General features: G+C 43.2%; 18 protein-coding genes and 2 pseudogenes. 11 read left to right on the top strand and 9 right to left on the bottom strand.

Annotation, left to right across the window (positions count from 1 at the left end; all coding sequences use genetic code 11):
• Positions 1–348: 348 nt before the first annotated feature.
• The 7 genes from B4U84_RS25880 to B4U84_RS25850 form a co-directional block, all read right to left on the bottom strand.
• On the bottom strand, positions 349–675 hold the full coding sequence (locus B4U84_RS25880) for an IS5 family transposase (RefSeq protein ID WP_131121092.1): 327 nt from the start codon (positions 673–675) through the stop codon (positions 349–351).
• Between the two features lie 520 nt (positions 676–1,195).
• Positions 1,196–1,393 carry a winged helix-turn-helix domain-containing protein gene (locus tag B4U84_RS31290; protein WP_207391010.1) on the bottom strand — a complete coding sequence of 66 codons (198 nt, stop codon included), beginning with the start codon at positions 1,391–1,393 and terminating at the stop codon, positions 1,196–1,198.
• On the bottom strand, positions 1,394–1,855 hold the full coding sequence (locus tag B4U84_RS25870) for a COG3415 family protein (RefSeq protein ID WP_131121091.1): 462 nt from the start codon (positions 1,853–1,855) through the stop codon (positions 1,394–1,396).
• Positions 1,856–1,895: 40 nt separating this feature from the next.
• A complete protein-coding gene (locus tag B4U84_RS25865) occupies positions 1,896–5,021 on the bottom strand; it encodes an efflux RND transporter permease subunit (protein ID WP_131121304.1) in 3,126 nt (1,041 codons plus the stop codon).
• Between the two features lie 64 nt (positions 5,022–5,085).
• Entirely contained in the window at positions 5,086–6,432 is a 1,347-nt protein-coding gene (locus B4U84_RS25860) for an efflux RND transporter periplasmic adaptor subunit (RefSeq protein ID WP_131121090.1), read from the bottom strand.
• A 57-nt stretch (positions 6,433–6,489) separates the two neighbouring features.
• The gene (locus tag B4U84_RS25855) at positions 6,490–7,881 is read right to left on the bottom strand and encodes an MATE family efflux transporter (RefSeq protein WP_131121089.1); all 1,392 of its coding nucleotides are present in this window, start codon (positions 7,879–7,881) and stop codon (positions 6,490–6,492) included.
• A gap of 609 nt (positions 7,882–8,490) precedes the next feature.
• Positions 8,491–9,012, bottom strand: coding sequence for a MarR family winged helix-turn-helix transcriptional regulator (locus B4U84_RS25850; RefSeq protein WP_131121088.1), 522 nt, complete (start codon positions 9,010–9,012; stop codon positions 8,491–8,493).
• Positions 9,013–9,473: 461 nt separating this feature from the next.
• Between B4U84_RS25850 and B4U84_RS25845 the strand changes: the two genes are divergently transcribed.
• The 4 genes from B4U84_RS25845 to B4U84_RS25830 all read left to right on the top strand — a co-directional run bounded on the left by B4U84_RS25845 (position 9,474) and on the right by B4U84_RS25830 (position 14,423).
• Positions 9,474–10,454: a transposase gene (locus B4U84_RS25845; RefSeq protein WP_207390961.1), complete on the top strand. Its 981-nt coding sequence runs from the start codon at positions 9,474–9,476 to the stop codon at positions 10,452–10,454.
• A gap of 25 nt (positions 10,455–10,479) precedes the next feature.
• Complete coding sequence (locus B4U84_RS31285; protein WP_207390960.1) at positions 10,480–10,857, top strand: hypothetical protein; 378 nt, start codon at positions 10,480–10,482, stop codon at positions 10,855–10,857.
• Positions 10,858–11,383: 526 nt separating this feature from the next.
• Positions 11,384–13,228 carry a ScyA-related TPP-binding enzyme gene (locus B4U84_RS25835; RefSeq protein ID WP_131121087.1) on the top strand — a complete coding sequence of 615 codons (1,845 nt, stop codon included), beginning with the start codon at positions 11,384–11,386 and terminating at the stop codon, positions 13,226–13,228.
• Positions 13,229–13,247: 19 nt separating this feature from the next.
• Complete coding sequence (locus tag B4U84_RS25830; RefSeq protein WP_131121086.1) at positions 13,248–14,423, top strand: 3-oxoacyl-ACP synthase III family protein; 1,176 nt, start codon at positions 13,248–13,250, stop codon at positions 14,421–14,423.
• Here B4U84_RS25830 and B4U84_RS25825 read toward each other — a convergent pair.
• A pseudogene (locus B4U84_RS25825) lies at positions 14,420–14,713 on the bottom strand (transposase); the annotation flags it as partial. The gene B4U84_RS25830 and the pseudogene B4U84_RS25825 overlap by 4 nt on opposite strands.
• A 418-nt stretch (positions 14,714–15,131) precedes the next feature.
• Here B4U84_RS25825 and B4U84_RS25820 point away from each other — a divergent pair.
• Together B4U84_RS25820 and B4U84_RS25815 are read left to right on the top strand one after the other, a co-directional pair.
• Positions 15,132–15,728 (top strand): helix-turn-helix domain-containing protein, encoded by a 597-nt coding sequence (locus B4U84_RS25820; RefSeq protein ID WP_131121085.1) that lies wholly within the window; start codon positions 15,132–15,134, stop codon positions 15,726–15,728.
• Positions 15,728–16,192 carry a transposase gene (locus B4U84_RS25815; protein WP_131120179.1) on the top strand — a complete coding sequence of 155 codons (465 nt, stop codon included), beginning with the start codon at positions 15,728–15,730 and terminating at the stop codon, positions 16,190–16,192. The genes B4U84_RS25820 and B4U84_RS25815 overlap by 1 nt, the downstream gene beginning before the upstream one ends.
• 193 nt (positions 16,193–16,385) lie before the next feature.
• On the opposite strand, the pseudogene B4U84_RS25810 reads toward B4U84_RS25815, so the two are convergent.
• Positions 16,386–17,001, bottom strand: a pseudogene (locus B4U84_RS25810) (hypothetical protein).
• 608 nt (positions 17,002–17,609) lie between these two features.
• On the opposite strand from B4U84_RS25810, the gene B4U84_RS25805 reads away from it, so the two are divergent.
• The 5 genes from B4U84_RS25805 (at position 17,610) to B4U84_RS25785 (ending at position 25,812) form a co-directional block, all read left to right on the top strand.
• Entirely contained in the window at positions 17,610–18,182 is a 573-nt protein-coding gene (locus B4U84_RS25805) for a condensation domain-containing protein (RefSeq protein ID WP_131121083.1), read from the top strand.
• Between the two features lie 371 nt (positions 18,183–18,553).
• Positions 18,554–22,540, top strand: a complete 3,987-nt coding sequence (locus tag B4U84_RS25800) for a non-ribosomal peptide synthetase family protein (protein ID WP_131121082.1) — start codon at positions 18,554–18,556, stop codon at positions 22,538–22,540.
• A 29-nt stretch (positions 22,541–22,569) separates the two neighbouring features.
• Positions 22,570–23,586 (top strand): NAD(P)-dependent alcohol dehydrogenase, encoded by a 1,017-nt coding sequence (locus B4U84_RS25795; RefSeq protein WP_131121081.1) that lies wholly within the window; start codon positions 22,570–22,572, stop codon positions 23,584–23,586.
• Between the two features lie 38 nt (positions 23,587–23,624).
• The gene (locus tag B4U84_RS25790) at positions 23,625–24,989 is read left to right on the top strand and encodes a DUF1254 domain-containing protein (protein WP_131121080.1); all 1,365 of its coding nucleotides are present in this window, start codon (positions 23,625–23,627) and stop codon (positions 24,987–24,989) included.
• Between the two features lie 67 nt (positions 24,990–25,056).
• Positions 25,057–25,812: a sulfotransferase-like domain-containing protein gene (locus tag B4U84_RS25785; protein WP_131121079.1), complete on the top strand. Its 756-nt coding sequence runs from the start codon at positions 25,057–25,059 to the stop codon at positions 25,810–25,812.
• Positions 25,813–26,125 lie beyond the last annotated feature (313 nt).

Below are 26,125 nucleotides of genomic sequence, written 5' to 3'. Positions count from 1 at the left end.
AAGCCTTATGAGGAAACCGTATATTACATAAGTTCAATGACCCTTGAAGCTTCAGATTTTGCCCAAGGCATTCGTGGTCATTGGGGTGTAGAAAATCGATGACATTGGGTCAAAGATGTTGTGTTTGATGAAGACAAGGCACAAATGGTTGATGGTTATGCATCTGCAAATTTCTCCATTCTTCGCAGTTTTGTAATTAACTTGTTTCGTCACAATGGTTTTGATTCCCTAACCAGAGCAATACGACATTGTGCCCATAATATCCTATTACTATTTTCCTTTTTAGAATGAAACAGCCCTGGGTTCTTAGGGGAGGGAGGTACAGTGATGTATCCTCTCTTACCCGACCTAAGAGCTGTCTAAAGTATCAGCAGGTGGATTTTCTTCCTGTTCTGTCTTACCTGGCAGTCGCGATCGCAGGACTTGATTCATCTTTTTCCATACTCCCAAGCGACGCCAAGTTTGAAAGTAATTATAAACTGTAGGCCATGGAGGAAAGTCATGAGGAAGCATCCTCCAAGAACAACCACTGTGCTGGATATAAAGGATAGCGTTGACAATCTCACGCATATCTACCGTCCGAGGGCGTCCTCCTGTTTTAGCGGATGGAATTAGGGGTTGAAGCTGCTCCCACTCTTGATCCGTTAGATCAGTTGGATAAGGTTTTCGCCTCATAGGGTCAGAGTTAGGAAAAACCAACTTCTCATTACTTTTTTGTCACGCATCGGCAAAATTCATAATGGCAAACAGAACTTCATCTGCTGCACGATTTGAACGACAGCAGTATCTTTGTGGCTGCCTAAATCATTACATTTTCAGCAACATCAGCTCTCCTGGAATTGTGGTGAAAAACCCCGGTTTTAGGGAGTAGGGGTAAGAGAAGTCATCATTGGAGTTCTTCAGTATAAAGTTTTTCTAATTTCGTGACATTTGAGACCAATCTATAGAAGCAACAACTTTTAAGTTTAGTTTGCCAGTTCAAAACCGTCTTTACCAATGAAAATCGAGAAGTTCAAACTGGACTTAACCCGGGAGCAATACGATTTTATTATACGAAGTTGCCAGGACTCCAAGCTCGCATTACTTGACCAATACGCCCAAATCTTCCTTGATCGGCTGCCAACAAGAGTACGGGACGATTATCGTCTGATTCTCGGTTGGAGATGGCTTGTTCGACCAGTGAGCCAAAGTTTTTTTAAAAGCTTCTTGTTGTTGTTGGTCGCCTTTGGGATGGATAAGGACGAGGTGTTAATTTACGCCAACCATGACGCTCTAATAATCGATAGATGGTACTGGTATCAACCTCTTGACCCGTGGAAAAAATCTGCACAAAACGAGCAAACATGCGTGGTTCCTCGGCTTTGCGAATCAACTTTTCGCGGTGGGTTCTCACTCACGTTCGGGTTTTCGCAACAATACTGAGAATAGTCGCTGCGGATCCCGAACGTGAGTGAGAAGGTTTGCTCTTTTGTGTGGTTTTATGCGTCCCCACCAATTGTTCAAATGCTTGATGAATCTGGGTAATCGTTGTGATACTCCCTGTTTGTGCGGCATCGCCAAATTGTTCTAAAAATGCGGCTTCCTCTTCTAGATTCAGGTAGCTGTTGTGCCTACCTCCTTTTCCTGAAGTCTCAATTGCTGCTACTCCCATACGGTTATAGTCACAAATACAAGAGTGTACTGTTCTGACTGTTGTACCCGTATGTAGAACGAGAGCTACCGCTGATCTAGGCTCCACTAAAGCATTGTAGACAATCAGCCATTTCTGTTGTCTGCGAGGATTGTCGCTTGTAGCTATTTTTTGTTTGATTTCTTCTAACGCTAGATGCGCCTCTACTTTACTGACTCTGACCATAACTATGTATTTATTTCAACTCCCACCTATTTTATCTATTTTACGCTTTTGAACGCGGATTAGTATCAGAAGAGGGATAAACGCGAATCTTAGTGATGACGATGTAGAGAACAGGCACAACAAATAAGCTTAAAAACGTCGCCACTAACATACCACCAAAAACGGCAGTACCAAGAGACTGACGACTGATAGAACCGGCTCCGGTTGCTAGCATCATGGGAAAACCCCCTAACATAGTAGACAGAGCAGTCATGAGAATAGGGCGAAACCGAGCTTCTGAGGCTTCAATTGCCGCCTTGGTAATCGGCAATCCTTCAGAACGCAATTGATTGGCAAATTCCACAATCAAAATGGCGTTTTTACTGGCCAAACCAATGAGCATCACCAATCCGACCTGGCAGTATATATCGTTGACAAGACCACGCAGGGACTGTGCCAGCAATGCACCCAAGATGGCTAACGGCACGGATAGGATGATAATGAACGGATCGACAAAGTTATTATACTGAGCCGCCAGTACCAGAAAGACAAAGACCAAACCCAAGCCAAAGATCAGGGGAGCCTGCCCACCAGAGGAAATCTCTTCTAGAGAAATCCCCGACCACTCAAATCCCATTGTTCTGGGTAGAATTTCTGCTGCTAAGCGTTCCATTGCCCCAATCGCCTGTCCGGAGCTATATCCCGATGCCGCCATGCCGTTGATTTCAATAGAGCGGAATAGGTTGTAGTGATTAATTGTTTGTGGTCCAGTGGTGGAGGTAATTTTGACCAAATTCCCGATGGGAACCATTTCTCCTTGGGCAGAGCGGACGTAAAGTTCTTCAATGTCTTTGGGGTTTGAGCGGAACTGCTTGTCTGCCTGAACATAAACACGATAGGTGCGACCGAAGGCATTAAAGTCATTGACATAGCGCGAACCAATGAAAATCTGGAGCGTGCTGAGAATGTCATCTACGTCAACTTGGAGAGCTTTGGCGCGATCGCGATCAACCTCAATGGTCATCTGCGGCGCATTCGCTGTAAAGGTACTGAACACATCCCGCAATTCTGGCGTTTGACTGGCACGCTTCACCAGCTCATCTTTCACTTGCAACAAGGTGCTGAGGTCATTGTTTCCCCGATCTTGGAGTTGAAACACAAAGCCGCCGACAGTCCCTAAGCCTGGGATTGCAGGTGGATTCAGCGAGAATACGCTGACTTCTGTGATTTTGGACAAGGATTCTTGGGTGCGAGTGAGCAGAGTTTGAGCAGCCTGTTCAGGCTTTGTACGTTCACCCCAGGGCTTAAACACGATATAAGAGATCCCACTGTTGGCGATGTTGCCAGAAAACCCAGCGCCTCCTAAAGAATAAGCCAACGTGACTTCAGGAATCTTTAGCATTTCCTGATCAATGCGATCAATGATTCCTTCCATTGAGTCCTGCGATCGCCCCTCTGGTGCTTGGATAATCGAGATAATGTAGCCTTGGTCTTCATCAGGAATAAACGCCGTCGGAACTGACTGGTATAGCCAGCCTGTTACGCCAAGTGAAACGATGAACAATCCAACCACAACCATTTTGAAACGGGTAACCAGGTTCAGCAATCGCCCATAACCACGCTGCATCCAATCCAGGCATTGATTAATCCGCTCAAACACCTGCCCTACCCAACCTGTTAGTTCCTGTCTTTGGCGCAGGAGCATAGCAGAGAGCGCAGGCGTGAGAGTCAGCCCGAGAAAGGTAGAGATGATCGTGGCAAAGGCAATCGTGAGCGCGAACTGTTTGTATAGTTGTCCAGTCACACCAGGGAAGAACGCCACTGGAACGAACACTGCAATCAACACCAGCGAGGACGCGATCACTGCTCCAGTCAGTTCGCGCATGGATGCGATCGCCGCTTGTGCGGGTGGTAGTTGCTCGTCTTTGATGTGGCGGGCAATATCTTCAACCACTACAATCGCATCATCCACTACCAGACCAGTTGCCAGGATTAAACCAAACAGGGTCAGACTATTGAGCGAAAAATTAAACGCTTTGACAAATGCAAACGTGCCAACAAACGTAATCGGAATGGTAATGATTGGAATCAGTGCCGTCCGCCAATCTTGCAGGAAAATGAAAACGATCAGGACAACCAACAGAACTGACTCAATTAATGTCTTGATCACTTCATTGCGGGACTCAATGACGAACAAGCTGGGGTCGTAGGCAATTTCGCATTTCACATCCGGTGGTAAATCCTTTGTCAGCCGTGTGATCTCATCTCTCACGGCTCTGGCAATTTCCAGCGTATTGCTGCCAGGAAGCTGGAGCACATCATATGCAATCGATTCCATACCGTTCCACCGCGCAAATGAGAGGTAGCTTTCAGCGCCTAGCTCAACACGTCCCACATCCTTTAATCGGACAATCGTGCCATCCGTCTCTGTCTTGAGAATCAAGTTCTCAAATTCCGGTACCTCCCGCAGTCTGCCTACGGCTTGCAGATCAATTTGATATTGCTGTCCATCAACAGCCGGTGGTTTGCCAATGCGTCCAATTCCAACCTGAAAGTTCTGCTCTTGAAGAGCTTCAACCACATCTTCCGCTGCAAGTTTACGGCTGGCGAGTTGTTTGGGATCAAGCCAGATCCGCATGGCGTAGCGACGCTCTCCATAGGGCAAAATTGCTCCCACACCAGGAATCCGTCTGATTGGATCTAAGATGTGCAAATCAGAGTAGTTGCTCAAGAATAGGTTGTCATAGCGATCGCTATAGAGTCCGAAACTCGCGGCGATCGCACTGATTTGCTTCGTGACACTCACTCCGGTTTGCCGCACGACTTCTGGCAGTTGCGGCTCCGCCAGAGCAATGCGGTTTTGCACGTCCACGGCTGCAATATCCTGGTTATATCCCTGCTGGAACGTAACAGTAATGACGCTACTCCCATCATTACTGCTGGTGGAGGTCATGTATCGCATCCCGGGAATCCCATTAATTTGCCTCTCCAGCACACTAGTGACGGTTTCCTCCACCACTTGAGCGCTGGCTCCGGTATAGTTCGCTCTCACAACCACTTGAGGTGGACTGATGCTCGGATATTGCTCGATGGGCAGAGTTGGGATGCTAATAAGTCCCACTAGCAAAATGACTATAGCGGCAACAATGGAGAGAACGGGGCGTTTAATGAATATCTTAGAAAACATACGTCCTCGTGGGAATGGCTGGAGGTGAACAGGGCGAATTGCTTCATCTGGGTTGTCCTGAAACTCACGATTCAGGAACAATTGCCGCACCATTGGATAATTGCAGCAATCCTGTTACGGCAATTCGTTCACCTGGCTTTAGTCCTTCCAACACCTGATAGTTGTTTCCTTCAATATTTCCCAGTTGCACAGGTCGCTGTCGGGCAACCAATCCTGTCTGGCTTCGCTCGGCAACAAAGACAAAATTCTGCCCAGCAATTCGAGAAATGGCATTTGTTGGAATCATCAAACCCGGTCGTTGTTTCCAGATGATCTTGGCTTTGACAAACTCATCCGCCCGTAATCTTCGATTGGAGTTGTCTAAGCGTGCTTTAACCAAAATTGATTGTGTGTTGTTTGCAACGTTAGGAGAAATGAAAAAGACTCGACTGGTGCCAACATTTTGGCCTTGAGCATTGATCAATTCAATGGTCGTACCAATGCGGATATCTCGTGCCCGCTTGATCGGAATGGAAATATTAACTTCTAAGGCATCATTTTGCGTCAGCGTCGCCAACTTGGTTTCTGTGCTGACAAAATCCCCCTGTTTGATCGGGATGTTGCCAACTGTACTCGAAAACGGCGCAGTGATGGTATGGTACTGCAATCGGGCTTGCTGTTCCTGAGTGTTTGCTTGTACCTGTCGAATCTGTCGCTGTGCCTGAAGAATCTCTGCTTGCTGTGCCTCCACTTCAGCTTGCTGGGCAGCAATGTTAGATCTCTGCGACTCGATTTCAGCATGCTGGGCTTGAATCCGCGCCTCTACCGCTAAAAGCGCTGCTTTTGCTGCATCCAAACTATTGCCAAATTGGTTAAGCGCCTGGCGGCTGATGGCTCCTGAGGCGTGGATTTGCTGATAACGCTTATACTGATCTTGGTTGAACTTCAGATCGGCGAGGGCTTTGTTGCGATCTGCTTCCAATGTTTTGAGGTTGGCTGAGGCGTTCTTGAGACTGGCTTTTGATTGCAACACTTTTGCCTTTGCCTGTTGCTGAAGAGCGCGGACTCGTTGGGCGTTGGCGCGGGCAGAATCTACCTCATAAATCCGACTCTGCACCAAGGCAAGCTGCTCTTTTTTGTCAATTTGCATGATGGGAGTCCCCGTCTTGACAGTATCTCCAGCTCGGACAAAGATGCGGGAGATTTGCCCCTGCACTCGTGGTTGCAGAACGACGGACTTGCGCGACTCCAGATTGGCGACAAACTCAGAACTGTCACGTATCGTGCGGCTTTCAACTGTTGCAAGCTTAACCGCAACTGTCTCAGTTTGACTTGCACTGGCACTCTCGTTGGCTTGACGGCAAGCTCCTAAGAGTGCAGAGCCAATGATGTAGAACCACAATATGCTGAGTGATTTTAAATGCTTATACATAAGCTATTCCACATTTAACTCGCAATAACAGCGTTACTTCAACTCTTAATCTTTCAGTTACTCAACATTTAGAGAATTGCCATAACATAGCTTCTTACTTGAGATGAATTTGCGAAACCGCCAGACAAAAAATCCTGCCGCAGTTGCTACACCGATCCCCTGCCCAATCCACAAACCTACGCCACCTAAACCAAGGGGGAATCCCAATATATAGCTACTAGTCAAACCACATCCCCAAAATGCCAAGAAGCCTAGCAGCATCGGCACACGAGTATCCTGCAATCCTTGTAGCGCTCCATAGGCGGTTCGTTGTACTCCATCCAAGATTTGTTGTACTGCCATAACTGTGAGCATGGGAATGGCAATCACCACAACGCTAGTATTCGCCAGGTCATTAATATCTAAATACAGCCCAATCACTTGCCGGGAAAAGGTAGTTAGTGTAATCGCCGTTAGTATCATAACCCCACCTCCGAAAATCATACTAATGTATCCTGCTTGTTGTAAATCTTTCAGGCTTTGCTGCCCGAGCCACTGTCCCACTCGAACTGTTACAGCATAGGACATTCCCAAAGGCAGCATGTAGGTAATGATCGCTGTTTGTAAAACGATTTGGTGGGCTGCTAGCACATCAGTTCCCAATGTGCCCATCATGTAAGTCACCACATTCACCTGCCCAAACTCTAGGGCAGTAGAAATTCCGACTGGCCCACCAATCCACAGTAACTCTCGAATAATGTGCGGTTTAAGCCAATCTAATCCTTGAAAGATGCGATAAAGTTTCAATTGATGATGAATAAGAATATAGAGAACTAATGCCAGGAACATGCCCCAGAAGGTGAGGATGCTCGCTAAAGCCAAACCTGTCAGTCCCAGTTTGGGAAATCCCAGCTTACCAAAACCCAAGATGTAATTCCCTGCTATATTGAAGAGGGTTCCCCCAATCATGATCGCCATAATCGGACGGGCTTGCGACACACCAGATACAAACCCCCTGAGTACAGCAAAGCCTAAGACTGGAAACATTGCCCAAAGCATAATATCCAAATAAGTATCTGCCAATCTAATGAGCGCAGGAGCTTGTCCAAGCTGAAGCATGAGCCTATCCAGATATCCAATGAGCAGCATCATAGGAACTGCTAACACTAGTGATAGCCACAATCCCTGACGTACTACCCTCTTAATCTGCAGTTTGTTACCTGCTCCGTAAGCCTTTGCGACGAGGGGGCTGACTCCCATCACAATGCCACTTGCAGTATGTATCAGGGTTAGAAATGTGATAGATGCCAATCCGCCCGCTGCTAAAGTTTCCCGTCCTAAATGCCCCATCATTACAGTATCTACAAACCCGACAACGGATTGGGCGGCTTGGGCACTGGCTAGAGGAACGGCAAGGTTTAAAAATTCTTTGACTTCTGTTCGAATAGTTGAAATCGAGCTTGAGGTCATGACATAATACTCCAAAAAATGGCAGGGTAAAATTTTTGCACAAAAGCTGCTAATCTCAATTACAATTGCAAAATATCTGAGTTCTTGCCTAAACAGTGAAATGAAACAATAGCAAGGTCTTTGGTTCAAACGTTCAGCTACTTCCCGTTTTTGAGTTCTTGTCTGGAGTCAGAAAGAACAATGTACCAATGGTAAACAACAAACCGGTTAGCAAGTGCTGTAGCGATCGCAGCGAGAGATCCTCCATTACCTCAACGCCAGTATCGAACGTAAACATAACCGATCCAATTAAAAAGAAACAATTTCCGATCAACTGAAGATTCATTATTTGACACCTTATGATAAGCTAATGAGCATTTAAGTTGCATAAAGCCAGGGCTAAAGCCCTTACTACAAGCTAATCATTTTGGAAAAATGAATGACGATTAGCTTACTTGATAAGTAATCTTGAACTGTGTTCAGAATGCATTAGACTTGTTCATAAATTTATAAACCAAGCTGTATAAGCATTTTAAAGGTTGCTTATATGTCTTCAATCAAGGATAAATCTATCTTCCCGCGAATTGAATTTTCGGATAGGTCTATTGCTGAGGACAATCAATGTGCTTCTCATTCATTTACTAGTTGACGATACCGTTGTTCCACAGGGCAACAATTATCGGGACATATCTCTCGCTCACAAAGCCGACAAATAGCATAAGCACGCTGTTCATATGTCGTTAGAGTGGTGAGCATCTTCTCTAGCAGCTTTGTGAGTTGTTTTCGTTCTGTAAGGGTTAGACAGTCATAAACAAGATGCAGTTGGTGTAGTCGTTCAGCCAAGATGACTTTCCGGCGTTCATAGCCAGCTTCAGTAAGAAACAAAGCTAGGGTTCTACCATCGCTTCCCGATCCACGTTCAACAAGACCGTCTGCTTCTAGTCGATCAATCAATCGCACGGTTCCTGGATGAGACAGGTTGAGAATTTGTCGCAAGGTATTAATGGAAATTCCTGGTTCTGCACCCAGAGTTACTAAGGCAGCAGGAGTTCCCCCACCGTGCCCGGCATGTGCTTCAACGGCTGTGTTCAAGATATCTACCAGCCCTAAAGCAAGAGCACCCAAGAGATTCAATGTACGCTCGTCGTTCATAGATTAACATGGGTTTGAAGTTTTTAATTTAATTACATGTATGCATCATACATCTTTCCAGATAAAATGTAAAGTATCCCTTAAATTAGCATCGGTGGCATCGGATATCATGGGTGTTTTTGCAAAAGCCATGCTCGCTGCTAAACTGTTGGACATTTAACTTGCAATAAGAGGATGTTTGAAAAGTCAGACAGGATGTAAAAAAGCTCTCTCAGTATAAGCTGTGAATGGATAATAAAGGCAGGACTGTTCCAAAACGGGAAAATTGTACGCTAAGGAATTAGGCTAACTTCTCAACTCCTTGCCAGACAATAGTTTCAGCTTTATTTAAAGTTTATTTTTTTCCTTCTCAAAGGACGCAAATTATCAATGCTATAGGACTAGCCCTTTCAAGGTGTTGTGTGATGGACTAATTTGTAGTTTGGTAAAAAGAGGTGCAAATTTGTTGAGTGGAGAAAACAATGTTGTTAGGGCAGGTGTTTGAGCGATTTGTAAAAGAGAGTCCAGTATCGGTGATGGTTCGTGGGCTATTAGAGAAAGCATTATCTGCCCAAATTCTTGATGAACTATTTGAACGTAGTGCCAAAACCCAATACACTCGTGAGCTATTATTCTCCACGGTAGTTAATTTGATGAGCCTTGTCGTCTGCGGAGTCCATCCATCAGTACACGCAGCACACCAAGCATCAGTAGAAAAAATAGGTGTTTCAGTTACCTCGGTCTATAACAAAATCAATGGCATCGAACCGACTACCAGTGGGGAGCTAGTTAGAGAGGTTGCAGGTCAAATGGAAGCGACGATTCGCCACCTCAATGCTACAATACCTGATTTGCTACCAGGTTATCGAGTAAAAATTATTGATGGGAATGCGATCGCAGCAACCGAACATCGCTTAAAAGCATTACGTGAAATTAGTAGCGCCCCTTTACCAGGACAATCTTTGGTTGTACTTGACCCAAGTTTAATGCTGGCAATAGATGTATTTCCTTGTGAAGACGGTCATGCTCAAGAGCGTTCTTTGTTTGATGAGGTACTATTAACGGCTGAAGAAGATGATGTTTGGATCGCAGACCGGAATTTTTGTACACTCAAGTTCTTATTTGGTGTTGCCGCAGGCCAAGGCTACTTTATTATCCGGCAACATCAAAGTCTTCCCTGGCAAGCAACCGATGATTTCCGATTAGTAGGTCAAAGCGATAGTGGTACTGTATTTGAGCAAAACATCATCTTGAGCGCCGATGATGGTCAACTGTTAAAGGCACGACGAATTAAGGTCTGCTTGAAGCAGCCTAATCGTGAAGGGGACAGAGAAATTTTTATTCTGACAAATCTGCCGTTTGAGGTAGCAAATGCAATTTTGATAGCCCAAATGTACCGCAAACGTTGGAAACTCGAAACCTTATTCCAAGTTCTGACAGAAAATCTAGAAGTGCGAGATTAATACACTAGGTTATCCAAAAGCGGCTTTGTTTACCTTCTGTATCGCTTTAGTCGCCTATAACGTGCTGTCTACCGTTCAGGCAGCTCTTAGAAGTGTTTATGGAAGCGAGAAGATAGAAGCCGAAGTTTCTAGCTACTATTTAGCCGATGAAATCAAGGGTACTTACAGAGGGATGATGATTGCGATTTCCCCTGATGAGTGGTGTGTTTTTCAGAACATGACCTTCACAGAATTATCACAAACTCTCAAACATCTGGCAGGCCTTGTTAAACTGAGAACTTTTCGCCGTCATCCCCGAGATCCGAAGAAAGCTCGACCAAAACGAACTTACCTCAAGAGCAAGCCCCATGTCTCAACTTTTAAGATTCTAAACCAGAAAAAGCTGCAAAATAACACACCTTGAAAGGGCTAGTTCTAGATCCGTATTATGGTGAGGCGATTAGCATAGTTTTTTACTCCTAAAAACTTTTCAAACACCCTCTAAGTTTACCTTTTCCTTAACTTCTCGATCAACTTCCCGATCTAAGCTTGTCTAAAGTTTTATCTGTTGTTGAATATGTATGTAAAGTAGTTTAAAAACATATCTCGATTGGAATTTCTGTTCGTCAATATTAGGTAGAATATATGCATTAGACCTGCTGGAACTCTTGAAGAAATTTCAGTCAATATCACAGCTAGAAGAGTAGTTAAATAAATTGCTCAACGAAGGAGATCCCATTATTAAATGGGAGCGCAATATTAAAAACAAAGGTAATGCTGTTTATTCAATTTAGCTGCATAGCAGTTTAGCATGGAACGCCAAGGGGAAAGACTTTTGGACAACCAAGAGCAGCAGAAATATTATTCAGGCAAGAAAAAGCAACATACATTGAAAAGACATTGAGAGAGAACATCCCGATTCTCCAAAAGTTTATTTATTCACGTTTGCTATGAACACTAAATCTAAGAATACAAACGCAAATACTGCTGAACATTTAGATTCACTCGAGCAATCCTCTAAATCTTCCATTTCTCTATCATCCCTGTCATCCTTGCTTCAATCGCCTCTCCCAAATGTTCAGCAAAACACCGTGCAGGACATCATACCTGTTTTCAACAAGAAGCAATTTGCTCCTCTCTCGGTAGCCAAGGTAGTGGTTAAGATGCTGGAAAATATGGGAGTGGAATATGCATTTGGTGTATCGGGAGGCGCGATCGCATCGCTGTGGGCAGAACTGCAACATAGCTCGATCCAGGTGTTTCACTTTCGCCACGAGGCAGGAGCTGCGTTTGCAGCTGTCGAGTCGTACTTTGCTAGTGGTCGCCCGGTTGTAGTGTTTACCACAATGGGCCCGGGCATCACTAATGCACTGACTGGACTGTTCGCTGCACGTTGGGAGGGCGCTAAGGTAATTTTTCTGTCGCCTTCCACCTCGGCACCACAACGTGGACGTTGGGCTTTTCAGGAAACCAGTACGTATACAATGCCGAACGCTGGTGTTTTTACCTCGGGAACACTGTTCGATTATGCGACTACCCTCGAATGCAGTGATGAACTCCCACAGATCACCAAAAGACTCGCTGTCGGTCTAGCAAGGCCAGGAAGTTTCGTAGCTCATCTGAGTATTCCCGCAGCCATCCAGACTAGTTTACTCAAAACATCGTTACCACGAGTGACTCTCCCTCAAATTCTTGCAACCGTAAGTGAGGAAACAATTTCGGAATGTGCAAGACTGTTGTCCTCTGGTTCATTTGCCATCTGGGTGGGCTTCGGTGCGCGGGGCGTTGCAAAAGAAATCCGCCAGCTAGCCGAAAGAACAGGAGCAGCAGTGATGTGTTCGCCGCGCGGCAAAGGTATCTTTCCAGAGGATCATCCTCAATTTATAGGCGTCACAGGCTTTGCTGGACATGCGTCGGTTCTGAAATATATGCAGGAGCAGCGTCCTTGGCACACGTTGGTACTGGGAACACGCCTAGGTGAATTCACCTCGTTCTGGAATCCCGTGATGATTCCAGAACGAGGCTTTGTACATGTTGATATCGACCCAGAGGTGCCAGGAACAGCGTATCCATCTATCGACACGTTAGCCATCCAATCTAATGTGGGGGTATTCGTAAAGGCGCTGCTGAAGTACTTTCCAGAGGGATCTAGTCGATCAACAATTGTGTCGCTGCCGAGACCTGAGCGCGATGTAATCAATCCAAGCGTGGGTGGTCTGGTGCGACCCGAGGTACTCATGAATGCGATTCAACGGATAATCGTCGAGGGAAGCGATGCTGTGGTGATGACCGAGGCAGGTAACTCGTTTGCTTGGGGAAATTACCTTCTACGATTTAACAAACCAGGGCGTTACCGAGTCAGTACCGGGTTTGGAGCAATGGGTCATGCTGTCACGGGCGTCGTGGGTGCCGCACTGGCGCGCAATGGCAAAGCTGTTGCCATTGTCGGGGATGGTGCCATGCTTATGAATAGCGAGATCAGCACAGCCGTGCAACACCAAATTCCTGCTGTCTGGATTGTACTCAACGACTCACGTTACAACATGTGTGACCAGGGGATGAGGTTGCTGGGATTTAAGGGAGTGAATGCGAAGATTTCGCAGACAGATTTCGTCAAGATTGCACAGGGGATGGGATCTGATGGCATCCGCGTCGAAAGGGAGTTTGATGTCCAAGCGGCACTAGAGAAAGCGATGGCAGCAAGTGGTCCGTTCGTTGTTGACGTCGTAATCGACCCGACTCGACCTGCGCCAATTGGGAGTCGTATAGAGAATCTAACTTCGCAAAAGCTGTGAAATGCAAAGGAGATTTGTTATGGTGCATTGTCCGGTAGGTATTCGCTCCCTTGCCGTAAGTTTTCCAAGCATAATTCGTACAAACGATTACTACAGAGAAAAATACCCCGAGTTGATTGCTCAGGCCGAACAAAAAGGTTTGGCAAGACTGTTTTCGTCTGCTGAATCTACTCCCAGAAATGAGTTTGAATTGGCAATGATGCCATATCTCAGAGACCCATTTCGTGGTACCGTTGAGCGGCGCTTCCTTGGTCCGAGCGAGTCTTCGCTGACGCTGGAGTATCGGGCAGCAAAGGATGCTCTCGACGCGGCAAAGCTTTCCCGCAACGATGTCGATCTCCTGATCGTTGCCTCGTTCTTACCTGAACACATCGGGCTTGGCAATGCCACCTTCCTTGCTCGTCAACTGCAGATACAAAGTGGTGCATGGAATTTAGATGCAACGTGTGGTAGTACTCCAGTTGCACTTCAAACTGCCTGTGCCTTGGTACAAGCAGGAGCTTACCGCAATGTGCTGGTAGTAATCTCATGTACATACTCTCGTTTTTTCGATGAGGACGATACTCTCTCTTGGTTTTTTAGTGACGGTGCTGGAGCTTTCGTAGTTAGTTCAGTCGAGCCAAATCAGGGTATCCTTGGCACAAAGGCTGTTAATACCAGCGTGTTGTGTGACCAATTCTTTTTTAAACTTACTCTGGATAAGCAGGGCAATCCGCAAATCCGTATGCAGGTGGCAAAGGACACGAACAAGGTAATCGGCGAAACGGCTACAGGACTTCTTCGTACGTGTTGCGAGGGCGCTGTCGAGAAAGCCAATGTAACCTTCGATCAAATCGACTTTTTCATTTTCAATACACCCACCGCTTGGTTTGCAAGCTTCTGTACACGTGTACTGGGCATTAGCCCAGAGCGCACGATCAATGTTTCCCCTCTCTATGCAAACATAGGACCAGCACTGACTGTAGTTAATCTGTACCATGCTGCACACTTAGGTAAGATTCGCGAAAATGATTTGGTTCTCATTTACGGCTTCGGTCCAGCCAGTACTGCCTCTGCAAGTGTGATGCGCTGGGGCAAAGTAGCGTTAGGTCCTGCTCCCCTTAATGAAGCTGATTTGGAGCGAACGAAAAGTTCCTCAGCTAGAACTCTTTCAAGAAACACATTCGGTGGGGTGGGAAATAGGGATGAGTTCTAAACCAAAATCACTTGCTGTTGCAGATGCTCTAGTATGAAGTCACGAGCGACCTGAAGAGATAATTTTTTTTGGAGTTCATACCAGTTTTCAATTAACTCTTCTGCTCGCATTAACTCTAATTTAGTAAAGGCACGAATAGCGCTAAAAAAGTGAGTAAAAAAGTGAGTATGGATAGCTTCAGTTGTTCTGACCATAAAACGTTCAATACCACATACTTGCTTGATTCTTCTGTGGTAACATTCAATCCCCCAATGTATTGAATGTAATGCTTTAAATTCCACCCTGCCAATAAGAATAAAGTGTAAGTGTCCAGGTCACATTTGGCAGGGGACAGGCTTAGTCGTCTCTCTGATAGCCCTAACCCTATATCATCATCACAACATAGGTATTATCCGTCTTTTAATCCTCCTGTTAGTTAGCGATCGCCTAAAAATTTGATTGTCTTCGCTTAACGCACTTCTTGGCAACTTTGTCAATGCGTAAGTCCTAACTACTTACAGCATTATTTACCCCATCTCCCCCGAAATTTTTCGCTCTCGGAGATTTAACTTGCCAAACAAAGCGCAGTATACAATTTTACGTTTATCTTTATGCAATAGTCTCCCTTTTCCACATCCCGTTAAACGTCACAGTGATCTACTGATACTAATCCGCGTTCAAAAGCGTAAAATAGATGAAATAGGTGGGAGTTGAAATAAATACATAGTTATGGTGAGAGTAAGTAGAGTAAAGGCGCATCTAGCGTTAGAAGAAATCAAACAAAAAATAGGGACAAGCGACAATCCTCGCAGACAACAGAAATGGCTGATTGTCTACAATGCTTTAGTGGAACCTAGATCAGCGAGTGCGATCGCTCTACATACGGGTACAACAGTCAGAACAGTACACCAGGTGATTTGTGACTATAACCGTATGGGAGTAGCAGCAATTGAGACTTCAGGAAAAGGAGGTAGGCACAACAGCTACCTGAGTCTAGAAGAGGAAGCCGCATTTTTAGAACAATTTGGCGATGCCGCACAGACAGGCAGTATCACAACGATTACTCAGATCCTGAGGGCATTTGAACAACTGGTGGGTACTGAGGTTGATTCCAGTACCATCTATCGATTATTAGAGCGTCATGGTTGGCGTAAATTAACACCTCGTCCTTATCATCCCAAAGGCGACCAACAACAACAAGAAGCTTTTAAAAAAACTTTGGCTCACTGGTCGAACAAGCCATCTCCAGCCGAGAATCAGACGATAATCGTCCCGTACTCCTGTTGGCAGCCGATCAAGGAAGATTTGGGCGTATTGGTCAAGTAATGCGAGCTTGGAGTCCTAAAGGAATACGTCCTTGTGTTGGTCAACAGATAGTAAGAGAATATACTTATGCTTATGTGGCAGTTGCACCATCGTTGGGAGAGATGGCAGCATTAGTTTTACCTTGTGCGAACACGGATATGATGAGTTTATTTCTAGAGCATGTGGCACAAGTTTTTGCGGCGTATTTTGTCATCATACAGGTAGACCAAGCTTCATATCATACATCGAGTGATTTAATTATTCCCGAGAATATTCGGTTAATTCCCCAGCCGCCTCGTAGTGCAGAGCTAAATCCAGTCGAGCATATCTGGGAGGAGGTACGCGAAAAGCATTTCTACAACAGAGTGTTTGATTCGATGCATGACGTTATTGATACCCTGTGCCAAGGGCTTAGAGAATTAATGGATATGCCAGAAAGATTACGTTCACTTACGAATTTTCCACATTTGAGAATTACGTTTTAGAACGCGGATTAGTATGACTTTGCAACTTACAATTCCTTAACTTCCTGATTAACTCCCCGATCTAAGCTTGTTTAAATTTTATATATTGTTAGATATTTATGTAAGGTAAGTTGAAAATATCCATTATTAACAGGACTTACGCAACTGGTACAAATAGTGGGCACGACTGCGCCTTACCCCGCGACAATTCAAATCAAACCAAGCACATAAGAATACTTGGACGTTTTAGTTGCTGAATTAAATAATTAGAAAGCAAGTTATGCTTGATTTGATAAATAGTTTGACCAGTGGTATAAGCTAAATTCTTTAACCTAACCCAAACTAACATTGCACAAGCAATATGATTTCTTTGGAGCCTAGCTTTACGGCATTGACAAGATTCAATGCCAGTTAATTGTTTAATTTCTCTGTGAAACTCCTCGATTTTCCAACGAATTTTACACACCTTTTGTACAACCTCCTACCCAAAATTTTTGCAGTTTAGGATTTACATATACACAGCTGACTACACCAATTCCTTTGACTACACCATGCTCATTACCACTATACTGTCTCCTGACTATTTCTATTTCTTCAGAATACCTTTTGTCTCAAACGCTATCATCAAAGATGATGTAACCATTGAGATCAGTTTCTACTACCTATTTCACATTATCCCAGAGTAACCGAGGTGTTAACTTTTCTCTCTTCAAATAGTAGTTAATTGCATCATGGCTAATACTCTTTAAATGCTCTGCCAAATTGGTCATCGTATAATTAATTTGACTACTTAATAAGTATTGGCAGTAATTAAGCTTAGTAAATCTCATTACCGTAAGCAACATTTATCTCATACAACTTCTACTTATTTTCTCATGAATATTTCATTCTTTGCTTCCAATACACCGACTTATATTGCCAAGACAAAGCTTTCGGAATCAGATTTAATTAATACTGATGTACACTAGCGATCACCCTGTGCCAGTTGCGTCACTTATATAATACAAAGGTACTATAAATTAGCGATCGCCTGTGCCAGTTGCGTAAGTCCTGATTAAGCTGAAAAAAGCTTTCATCACTGAAACCTTAACGTAGATTCTTGGTAGCGAAACTTTGTGCCTATCTTAACGCACAATTCTGTAGCATAATTGCTGAGTTCATTGCTGTTTAGAAACTTTGTGCAAATTGAAAACATAAATCACATTCAGCAGTTCGAAAAGTTTTCCACAACCCTTACCAAGCATTCATTTGATTTTTGGAACACAATCTGCTGGAATCGTCTCGAAATTTATTTTTCAAGGAACAGGCGTTGTCGATGGGTTAAGAGTGCAGTACAAGCGTTCGCAATCATCAGCCCAAAAACATCGGCTGGAATCCTAATTATTTCCTCAACTTACAAAAGTTTTCGACCTACTGATATTAGCTAGAGAGTAAGTTTATGGAGACACAATACAATGGTACTGAAGTATTACGAGCCGGAGAAAAAATAGGTGGATGCAAAGAAGATTTTCTAGCTTTTTATCCCCTTTCTTACAATCAAAGAGATTTGTGGCTCATCTATCAGATGGCACCGGAAAGCGTGGCTTACAACATCTACTCTACAGTACAAATTACCTCAGCCTTAGATGTAGAAGTATGGCAGCAGACTTGGCAGAAGATCGTCGATCGCCACGCCATTCTTCGGACAACTTACACTAACCGCGATAATCGACCCATTCAAGTAATTCATCCACACCACAAAGTTAAGCTTGAGGTAACAGATACTTCAACTTGGAGTGAGAAAGAGCTTAAAGAACAGATATTGAGACAGGTAAGGCAGCCCTTCGATCTAAAAAATGGTCCAGTACTACGGATATATCTATTCAAAAGATCGGTACAGGACTATATCCAACTGCTAACCATGCACGAGATCGCGGGTGAAATGCGCTCCATTAACATATTACTAAGCGAACTTCAGCGACTGTACGCTGTTGAAGTAGGAATACTAAATTCTAAAAGCTCTAGAGGATGATAGTGAGAATGAAAACTAATAACTTTCTAAGTCAATACCTTCGCCAAGTTCCCAAGTTTGATATAGAAAAAACCCAGATAATACAGGCTTCTTTTTGCCTGATGATAAAAAACTGAGTCAATAAAATCCTGTATGGTTTTTGTGGAAGTAATTTTAACTGTCCTGTACGTCTGAGTGAGGATTCTAGGTTTTACCTAATAATTAAGCACAGGCTTGTCTTGGGATGTTTCGGCAAAAGTTAGACTACCTCTTTTTTTGGCAAAGCTATTGCTCAAGCCCTAGTTTTTTCGTTCACTCTTGTCATTAGCTTTAAGCTATTGATAATAAATCTGTGGAAAAAGTAACGTAGTTTCATTGGTTGAGGACTTACCGTGAATAATCAGAATCTGCAGTACATTGATTATGTATTTTGGCAGTCTAAAATGTTAGCCAGCTCTCGAGGTGAACAACTCGAGGCATACTGGAAGAAACAATTAGCTGCTCCTTTGACACCCATAAATCTGCCCACTGATCGACCACACTCTCCGTTGTCAAGTTTTCGTGGAGATGTACATCTTGACAATCTAAATACTTCTCTAATCTCTCAACTTAAAAAACTTGCAAAAGCAGAAGAAACAAATACTTTCACTATTGTGCTTGCTACCTTCTGCACGTTAATACTACGCTTGTCAGGTCAAGAGGAAATACTGATCGGAGTGCCATTAACAAGCAGTTGGCCTGAGATCGAAAAGTTTGAAGGAGTTGTCGGCATGATGGCTAATCCGGTTATCTGTCGTGTAAATCTAACAGGAAACATAACTTTCAAAGAAGTTCTTGCTCAAGTTCATCATGTATTGGAAGAGGCTGAAAGGTATAGGGATTACCCCTTTTCTCTAGTTAGTGAGTGGATAAGAACTCAACAAGAGTATAACGGATCCTCCTTTTTAAAAGTTGCTTTTAGTGCTGAAGAGCAAAGTTGGTACCAGCCAAACGATTCACTTGTAATCAGAAGAGAAGAGCTTCGAATGAAGCCGTATTTACTTGGAGAACAGCAGGGAGGAGCATTCGATCTCTATCTGACAATGATAGAAGTCGATCAACAGATTCAGCTTTGTTGGAAGTACAGTACTGATTTGTTCGAAGCTAAAACGATAGCCAGGATGGCAGAACAATTTCAAACTTTACTGTCGGATATTATTGCTAATCGGCAGCAACAAATTTCTAAATTATCTTTGTTGACAAAAACTGAGCAGTACCAACTATTAGTAAAGTGGAATGCTAACAAATCAGACTATCTACCAAACAAATGTATTCACCAATTATTTGAAGAGCAAGTAAAGCAAACACCCAATGCAACAGCAGTGGTGTTTGAGAATGAGCAGTTGACATATCGGGAATTAAACAGCCGAGCAAATCAATTAGCGCATTACTTACAAGCACTGGGTGTGAAATCAGAGATGCTGGTGGGGATATGTGTAGAACGCTCTCTAGAGATGATAGTAGGGTTACTAGGTATTCTTAAGGCTGGTGGAGCCTACTTACCATTAGATCCAGCGTATCCACAAGAGCGGTTGGCTTATGTGCTGGAAGACTCGCAGATACCAGTATTGTTAACCCAAAATAAATTACTTCAGAAATTACCAAGCAATAAAATACGCGTAGTATGTTTGGATGCTGATTCGATAGCTATATCTGAGTTTAGTAACAATAATCCTGTAAGTAATACGGGAAATAATAACTTAGCCTATGTTATCTACACCTCAGGCTCTACAGGAAATCCTAAAGGAGTCATGATTGAACATCGGTCTCTAGTCAATTTCACATTAGATGCGATCGTGCAGTATGGGTTCAATCAAAACACTCGTGCTCTACAATTTGCCTCTATTAGCTTTGATGCAGCAGGAGAAGAGATTTACCCCTGTCTAACTTCTGGAGGCACTGTAGTGTTGAAAAGCAACGAAATGTTAGCTTCAATACCCACATTTATGCAAAAATGTCAGGATTATTCCATAACTATATTGAATATACCAACCGCATACTGGCATCTCCTAGTTACTGAATTGGCAGCAAACCCTAAATTAGCCTTCCCAGACTGCATACATACAGTCATTATTGGCGGGGAGAAAGCAAACCCACAACTGATTGCAAAATGGCAAAAATATATAGGTGATTTTCCTCTCTTGTTCCACACCTATGGACCAACTGAAGCAACTATTACAACAACAACCTACAAATTACCTCCTAAAGCATGGATTTGTGATAACAGCCAAACAGATAAATTCACCCAACTGCCAGAAGTGCCAATTGGACGAGCTATTACTAATGTGACAACCTATGTTCTGGATTCCTATCAACAACTTGTTCCTATTGGCGTTGTTGGAGAACTACATATCGGCGGTGTATGTCTTGCCCGTGGTTATCTAAATCGTTCAGACATAACTGAACAAAAGTTCATTCCCAATCCCTTTAGTTCTGAACCAGGAGCACGCCTCTATAAAACTGGAGATTTGGTTCGTTATCGAACTGACGGCAATTTGGAATTTGTTGGTCGCATTGACCATCAGGTTAAAATTCGAGGATTTCGCATTGAATTGGGAGAAATTGAGGTAGCATTGACTACCTACCCTGACGTGAGAGAGGCAGTAGTTCTTGCTAGAAAAGACCAAAGTGGCAGTAATTATCTTGTAGCTTACGTCGTACCCTACTCAATCTTAACCCCCTCTTTGCAACATACAATAACTCAACAACTACGAAGCTACTTAAGTCAGAAGTTGCCAGACTACATGATTCCTTCTAGCTTCGTGTTAATGGAAAGCTTCCCGTTAACACAAAGTGGGAAAGTAGATCGTAAAAAACTTCCTACTCCCGTTCAAGTCAAATCTGAACATGAAACTGTCTCTACTCTTTTGTCTGCTTCAATCCTCCCAGATCAACGTCTCTCTACCACAGAAAGTGTGATAGCAGCAATTTGGTCAGAAGTTTTTGAATTAGAGCAAGTCGGTATTCATGACAACTTCTTTGAGTTAGGGGGTCATTCACTGCTTGCGATTAAGTTAATTAATCGAATAAGTAACAAACTGTCTGTAGAATTAACTGTGCCTAATCTTATTGAAAACCCCACTATAGCTCAAATTGCCCAAGTGGTTGCTCGTGCTCAACAAGCAGAAAGCAAAGATGAGTATTGTTTTGACAAGGCTGTAGATTTAAAAGCCGAAGCTGTTTTAGATTCAACAATTCAGTTTCAAGGTTCTCTTAATAAAGAAATCATAGAACCAAAATCTATATTTTTGACTGGAGCAACAGGTTTTATTGGTTCTTATTTGCTTGCTGAACTTCTGCAAAAAACCAACTCAGATATCTATTGTCTCGTTCGCTGTCCTCATAATGATTATGGGAAACAGCGGATTGAAAAATACCTAAAGTCATCTTTTCTTTGGAACACGGATTATAGCTTCCGTATCATTCCTGTACTTGGCGATCTAGCTAAACCTTTATTTGGTCTAACAAAGCAAAAATTTGAAGAATTAGCAAAGCACATTGATGTTATATATCACAACGGAGCATGGGTAAATTTTGTATATCCTTACTCCACTCTAAAGGCTGCTAATGTTTTAGGAACTCAGGAAATTCTTCGTTTAGCTAGTTTTACAAAAATTAAACCAGTTCATTTTATTTCTACTCTATCTGTTTTTTCTAGAAATTATTCTCAAATCAAACAGGTATTAGAAATAGAAACTCCAGAATTTGAAGAAAATTTGGAAAATGGTTATGCCCAAAGTAAATGGGTGGCAGAGCAGTTAGTAAAAATTGCCAAAAATCGAGGTTTACCTGCTTGTATTTATCGACTAGGAACGGTCATTGGATCTAGTAGTACCGGAGTGATGGATAAACCTGATGATTTCTTTCTTAACTTATTGAAGGGCTGTATTCAATTAAAAAAAGCTCCATCTCTTCAAATAGCATTTAACTTAACACCTGTAAATTATGTAAGTCAGGCAATTGTACATTTATCAAGACAGAAGAAGTCTCTTGGGAAATTGTTTCATGTTATTAATCCCACTTACCTACCATCGGATAAACTGTTTAACGCTATTCGTTCTTTAGGTTACCCTCTTGAGCAGATATCCTATGAAAAATGGTTGACGGAACTCAAATCTGAAGATGAAGATACTTTGGAAAATGCTTTGCATCAATTCTTACCAGATCTGAGTTCAGAAGATGACTTCTACGAGCACTCGTTGCATTACGATTATCATCATACTCTCGAGGAATTAGCCACAACTTCAATTGCTTGTCCGCCTATAGATGAAAAGCTACTCAACAAATACTTCTCCTACTTCCAGAAGACTGGTTTTCTCCCATCTCCTCCTACTAAATAAAATTGGAATGAAAATCAAGAAACCTCATTATGTATGTTAAAGCCTACGCTGCGAAACAACCAGGAAGTTTATTAGAGCCTTATGAGTTTGAACTCCACGACCCAAAAGAGTACGAGTGCTTGATCAAAGTTCAATACTGTGGCGTTTGTCGCTCTGATGTAAGCCTAATTGATAATAATTGGGGAGTCTCCAACTATCCCCTTGTCCCCGGACACGAGGTGATCGGTACTGTCGAAGCTGTTGGTTCTCATGTCCAACATCTTCAGATAGGTGAGCGCGTAGGCGTAGGTTGGCAACATTCTGCTTGCTTACAATGTTCCCACTGTCTGCGAAGCAATGAGAATCTTTGTTCTCAGATACAGGCTACAGTTTTGGCGTGCCCTGGTGGCTTTGCTGATTATCTTCTCACTGACTCACGCTTTGCTTTCCCCATCCCACAAGAACTTGAATCTTGCATGGCAGGTCCATTGTTGTGCGGTGGAATCACTGTTTACGCAGGATTACGCTCTGCTGGTATGGGTTCTGGTCAAGAAATCGGTATTATTGGTGTTGGTGGATTGGGTCACATAGCAGTGCAGTTTGCTAAGCGTTTAGGCAACAAAGTTACAGTGTTCACCACCTCAGAAAACAAAGCTGAATTCGCTCATTATTTAGGTGCTGACCATACAATCATCGTTGCCCAAAGAGAAGATCCTCCAAAACCTGAAAGAAAACTGGATATTATTCTGAGCACAGTTCCAGAAAATTTGAGCTGGGGAGCTTACCTCGATCATTTAGAAGCTGATGGTACGCTGGTGTTTGTCGGTTTACCAAAGGGAGTTAATCCACTTATTGAGTTACCTCTCTTCGCGTTGGTGGATAGGCGTCTTCGTGTCATGGGATCTCCCATTGGAGGGCGAAGCATGATAACAGATATGCTTTTAGTTGCCGCCCGCTTTCAGATACATCCGAAGATCGAAGTATTCCCTGTTGAGGAAGTTAATGAAGCAATTGAACGAGTGCGCTCGAATCAAGTCCGATATCGAGCAGTTCTGGAGATAAGTTAACTGTATTACCTTACATCTCAAAATCAGAAGAACAGACTATGAAATCCATTCAACTTGATGAAGCGTTTATTGAGACCTATTTGGCGAGCGAGAATCAAGCCTTTATCCTGGGTATTCAAGCTTATATTTGGGGATACGCGCTCGTAGAAACGGAGAAATTAATTCAGAGAGCGACAAGTGTAGAAAAGCCCTTTGAGGAGTATGCACCACTGAATCAGTGGGGTTTTGCCACCAAACTCGGAGATCCTACCCAGCGTGATATTGCGTCGATCAATGTTGATACACTCTACTCGAGTGCATGGCTAGACCTGACTGAGGAACCAATGGTGCTTGAGTTTCCAGATCATGGCGATCGCTACTTCTTTTTTCAGATTGCAGACATTAGAACCGAGGTGATTGATAACATCGGTACTCGTACCCGTGGAAGTGGAGCAGGAGTTTATGCACTTGTAGCTCCAAATTGGGAGGGCGAACTACCTAATGGAATGGAGCAGGTTAGAGCCACTTCCAATGTCGTATGGGTGATGGTTCGCACTTTAGTCAAAGGCGAGGAAGATTTGACCAACGCCAGAACTCTACAGCAACAATATACTTTGACGCCATTAAGCGAATATGGCAAAGCAGAACCAGATCGTTTGAAGCGAGTGACACACTACAGAGGTAAAAAAGTTCCGACTAACAGTAGTGTACCACCACAGTTGAGATTCTACGAAGCTCTGGGTATTGTTATGCAGAACATTCCTATTCTTCCCCAAGAGAAGGCATTGATCGATCAATTCGCGCAGATTGGTCTGAATGCAGAAGTGGGGTTCGATTATGAAAGTCTTACTTTTGCTACGAAAATGGGTCTGGCTCAGGCAATTTCTGTTGGTAAGCAAATTGTAGCGGCTAAGGAAAAGAACCTTGGTATTACTAATAATGGATGGTCTTACAATTTGCAAACAGGTCGCTTCGGCACTGACTATTTACTACGCTCTGCTATTTTTAAGGCTTTTCCGTTCGTAACCGTTCCTGAAGAAGCTATATATCCGATGGTACGTACAGATGAACAAGGTGAAACACTAAATGGCTCGCGTTGCTATCTGCTGAAGTTGGAAAAAGTTCCGCCTGTGAAAGGGTTCTGGTCGCTCACAGTATACGATCAAGATGGATTTCTAGTAGAAAATCCAATTCGCCGCTACGCAATTGGCGATCGAACCAAAGGTCTGAAGTATGGAGAAGATGGCTCACTTGAGGTCTACTTGCAACACGAGCAACTAAAAAACAAAGAATCTAATTGGCTTCCAGTACCTTTTGGAGAGTTTTACCTAGTTCTACGTGCTTTTTATCCAAAATCTGAGCTACTGGATGGTACTTACGAGTTTCCACCTATTCAGCGAGTAGGAGCAGAGATTCTCAATTGAGAGAAATTAAACAGATGTAATTCAATATCAGGATCTACAAATCAAATAACCTTGACAAGGAGCAATAATGTCTCAAAACTTATTTACTCATGATTCCAAATATATTCTTCTTTGGGGTGCCCCAAGATGTGTATCAACAGCTTTTGAAAAGACTTTTTCACAACGTCCTGACACAGTAATGATACATGAACCTTTCACTGATTGCTATTTCTTTAGTAGATGGCGAAGAACCTCTCACTATGGAGATCGCGAAGAACTACTTGATTATGATGGCAATCAAGCTATCCAAAAAATCAACTCGAATTCCGCACCCTTAGTTTTCTGCAAGGAAATTGCTTTTCAGGCATTACCTTACATCAACCAAGACTTCCTGGAAAATGTCACTAATACTTTCATCATTCGCCACCCTATGGAAGTCTTAGCTTCATTAGAAAAGGTAGAGCCTGATTTTCCAGAGGAACAATTTGGCTTTGACGCGCTGTATCAGATATGGAAAATAGTAACTGAGAATCTAGGACAACAACCTATTGTCGTTGAAGGCACTCATTTTCGACGTCATCCAGAAACAATACTGCGACACTACTGTGAAAAGATTGGGATTGAGTTTCTGCCTCAAATGCTAAGTTGGGAAGATGGTAAAATAATGGCGTGGCAATCTTATGAAGCTCATAGTCAGGTAAAATGGCACAAAACTCTCGAGAGTAGCAATACAATCTTACCACCACCACCTACTGAAACAAAAGTAGAAATTCGTCCAGAACGTGCAGAAATGATGAAGCGAGCTATTCAGATTTACGAAGAGCTTAGCTCCTTTACTTTGTAAACTATGAATAGCTCTTTTGATTGTGTTGCAAAAACTGGCATCTTGGTTTAGAAGATTTATGCTCCGGGTAAGAGGATCTCTGAGAGCTTATAATCTACGCCAGTTACCTGACCATTGTTTGTACAAGTGCTACATAAATGAAGGCATTCCTGACTCTGACTGCGGGCTCGGATAAATTGACCTAAAATTTCAGGAATGCCCATTTGAAGAATATTAAAGCGCAACTACAAACCAATACACTACAAATTCATGAAAAGCTGCATTAAGTGATATCAGCAATCATCTTTATTCAACTCCTTGAATAAAGTTTGGT

It is taken from the genome of Westiellopsis prolifica IICB1, assembly GCF_004323185.1.
Taxonomy (GTDB): domain Bacteria; phylum Cyanobacteriota; class Cyanobacteriia; order Cyanobacteriales; family Nostocaceae; genus Pelatocladus; species Pelatocladus prolificus_A.
Note: the sequence above shows the minus strand (reverse complement) of the source record. Positions and strands in the feature narration are given on the sequence as shown.

Excerpts from the sequence above, each read along its gene's own strand:
- B4U84_RS25805 (WP_131121083.1), top strand. The coding sequence starts at position 17,610 with ATGGAGACACAATACAATGGTACTGAAGTATTACGAGCCGGAGAAAAA.
- B4U84_RS25845 (WP_207390961.1), top strand. The coding sequence starts at position 9,474 with ATGTTGTTAGGGCAGGTGTTTGAGCGATTTGTAAAAGAGAGTCCAGTA.
- B4U84_RS25820 (WP_131121085.1), top strand. The coding sequence starts at position 15,132 with ATGGTGAGAGTAAGTAGAGTAAAGGCGCATCTAGCGTTAGAAGAAATC.
- B4U84_RS25850 (WP_131121088.1), bottom strand. The coding sequence starts at position 9,012 with ATGAACGACGAGCGTACATTGAATCTCTTGGGTGCTCTTGCTTTAGGG.
- B4U84_RS25860 (WP_131121090.1), bottom strand. The coding sequence starts at position 6,432 with ATGTATAAGCATTTAAAATCACTCAGCATATTGTGGTTCTACATCATT.
- B4U84_RS25795 (WP_131121081.1), top strand. The coding sequence starts at position 22,570 with ATGTATGTTAAAGCCTACGCTGCGAAACAACCAGGAAGTTTATTAGAG.
- B4U84_RS25815 (WP_131120179.1), top strand. The coding sequence starts at position 15,728 with ATGCGAGCTTGGAGTCCTAAAGGAATACGTCCTTGTGTTGGTCAACAG.
- B4U84_RS25870 (WP_131121091.1), bottom strand. The coding sequence starts at position 1,855 with ATGGTCAGAGTCAGTAAAGTAGAGGCGCATCTAGCGTTAGAAGAAATC.
- B4U84_RS25835 (WP_131121087.1), top strand. The coding sequence starts at position 11,384 with ATGAACACTAAATCTAAGAATACAAACGCAAATACTGCTGAACATTTA.
- B4U84_RS25830 (WP_131121086.1), top strand. The coding sequence starts at position 13,248 with ATGGTGCATTGTCCGGTAGGTATTCGCTCCCTTGCCGTAAGTTTTCCA.
- B4U84_RS25880 (WP_131121092.1), bottom strand. The coding sequence starts at position 675 with ATGAGGCGAAAACCTTATCCAACTGATCTAACGGATCAAGAGTGGGAG.
- B4U84_RS25785 (WP_131121079.1), top strand. The coding sequence starts at position 25,057 with ATGTCTCAAAACTTATTTACTCATGATTCCAAATATATTCTTCTTTGG.
- B4U84_RS25855 (WP_131121089.1), bottom strand. The coding sequence starts at position 7,881 with ATGACCTCAAGCTCGATTTCAACTATTCGAACAGAAGTCAAAGAATTT.
- B4U84_RS25865 (WP_131121304.1), bottom strand. The coding sequence starts at position 5,021 with ATGTTTTCTAAGATATTCATTAAACGCCCCGTTCTCTCCATTGTTGCC.
- B4U84_RS25790 (WP_131121080.1), top strand. The coding sequence starts at position 23,625 with ATGAAATCCATTCAACTTGATGAAGCGTTTATTGAGACCTATTTGGCG.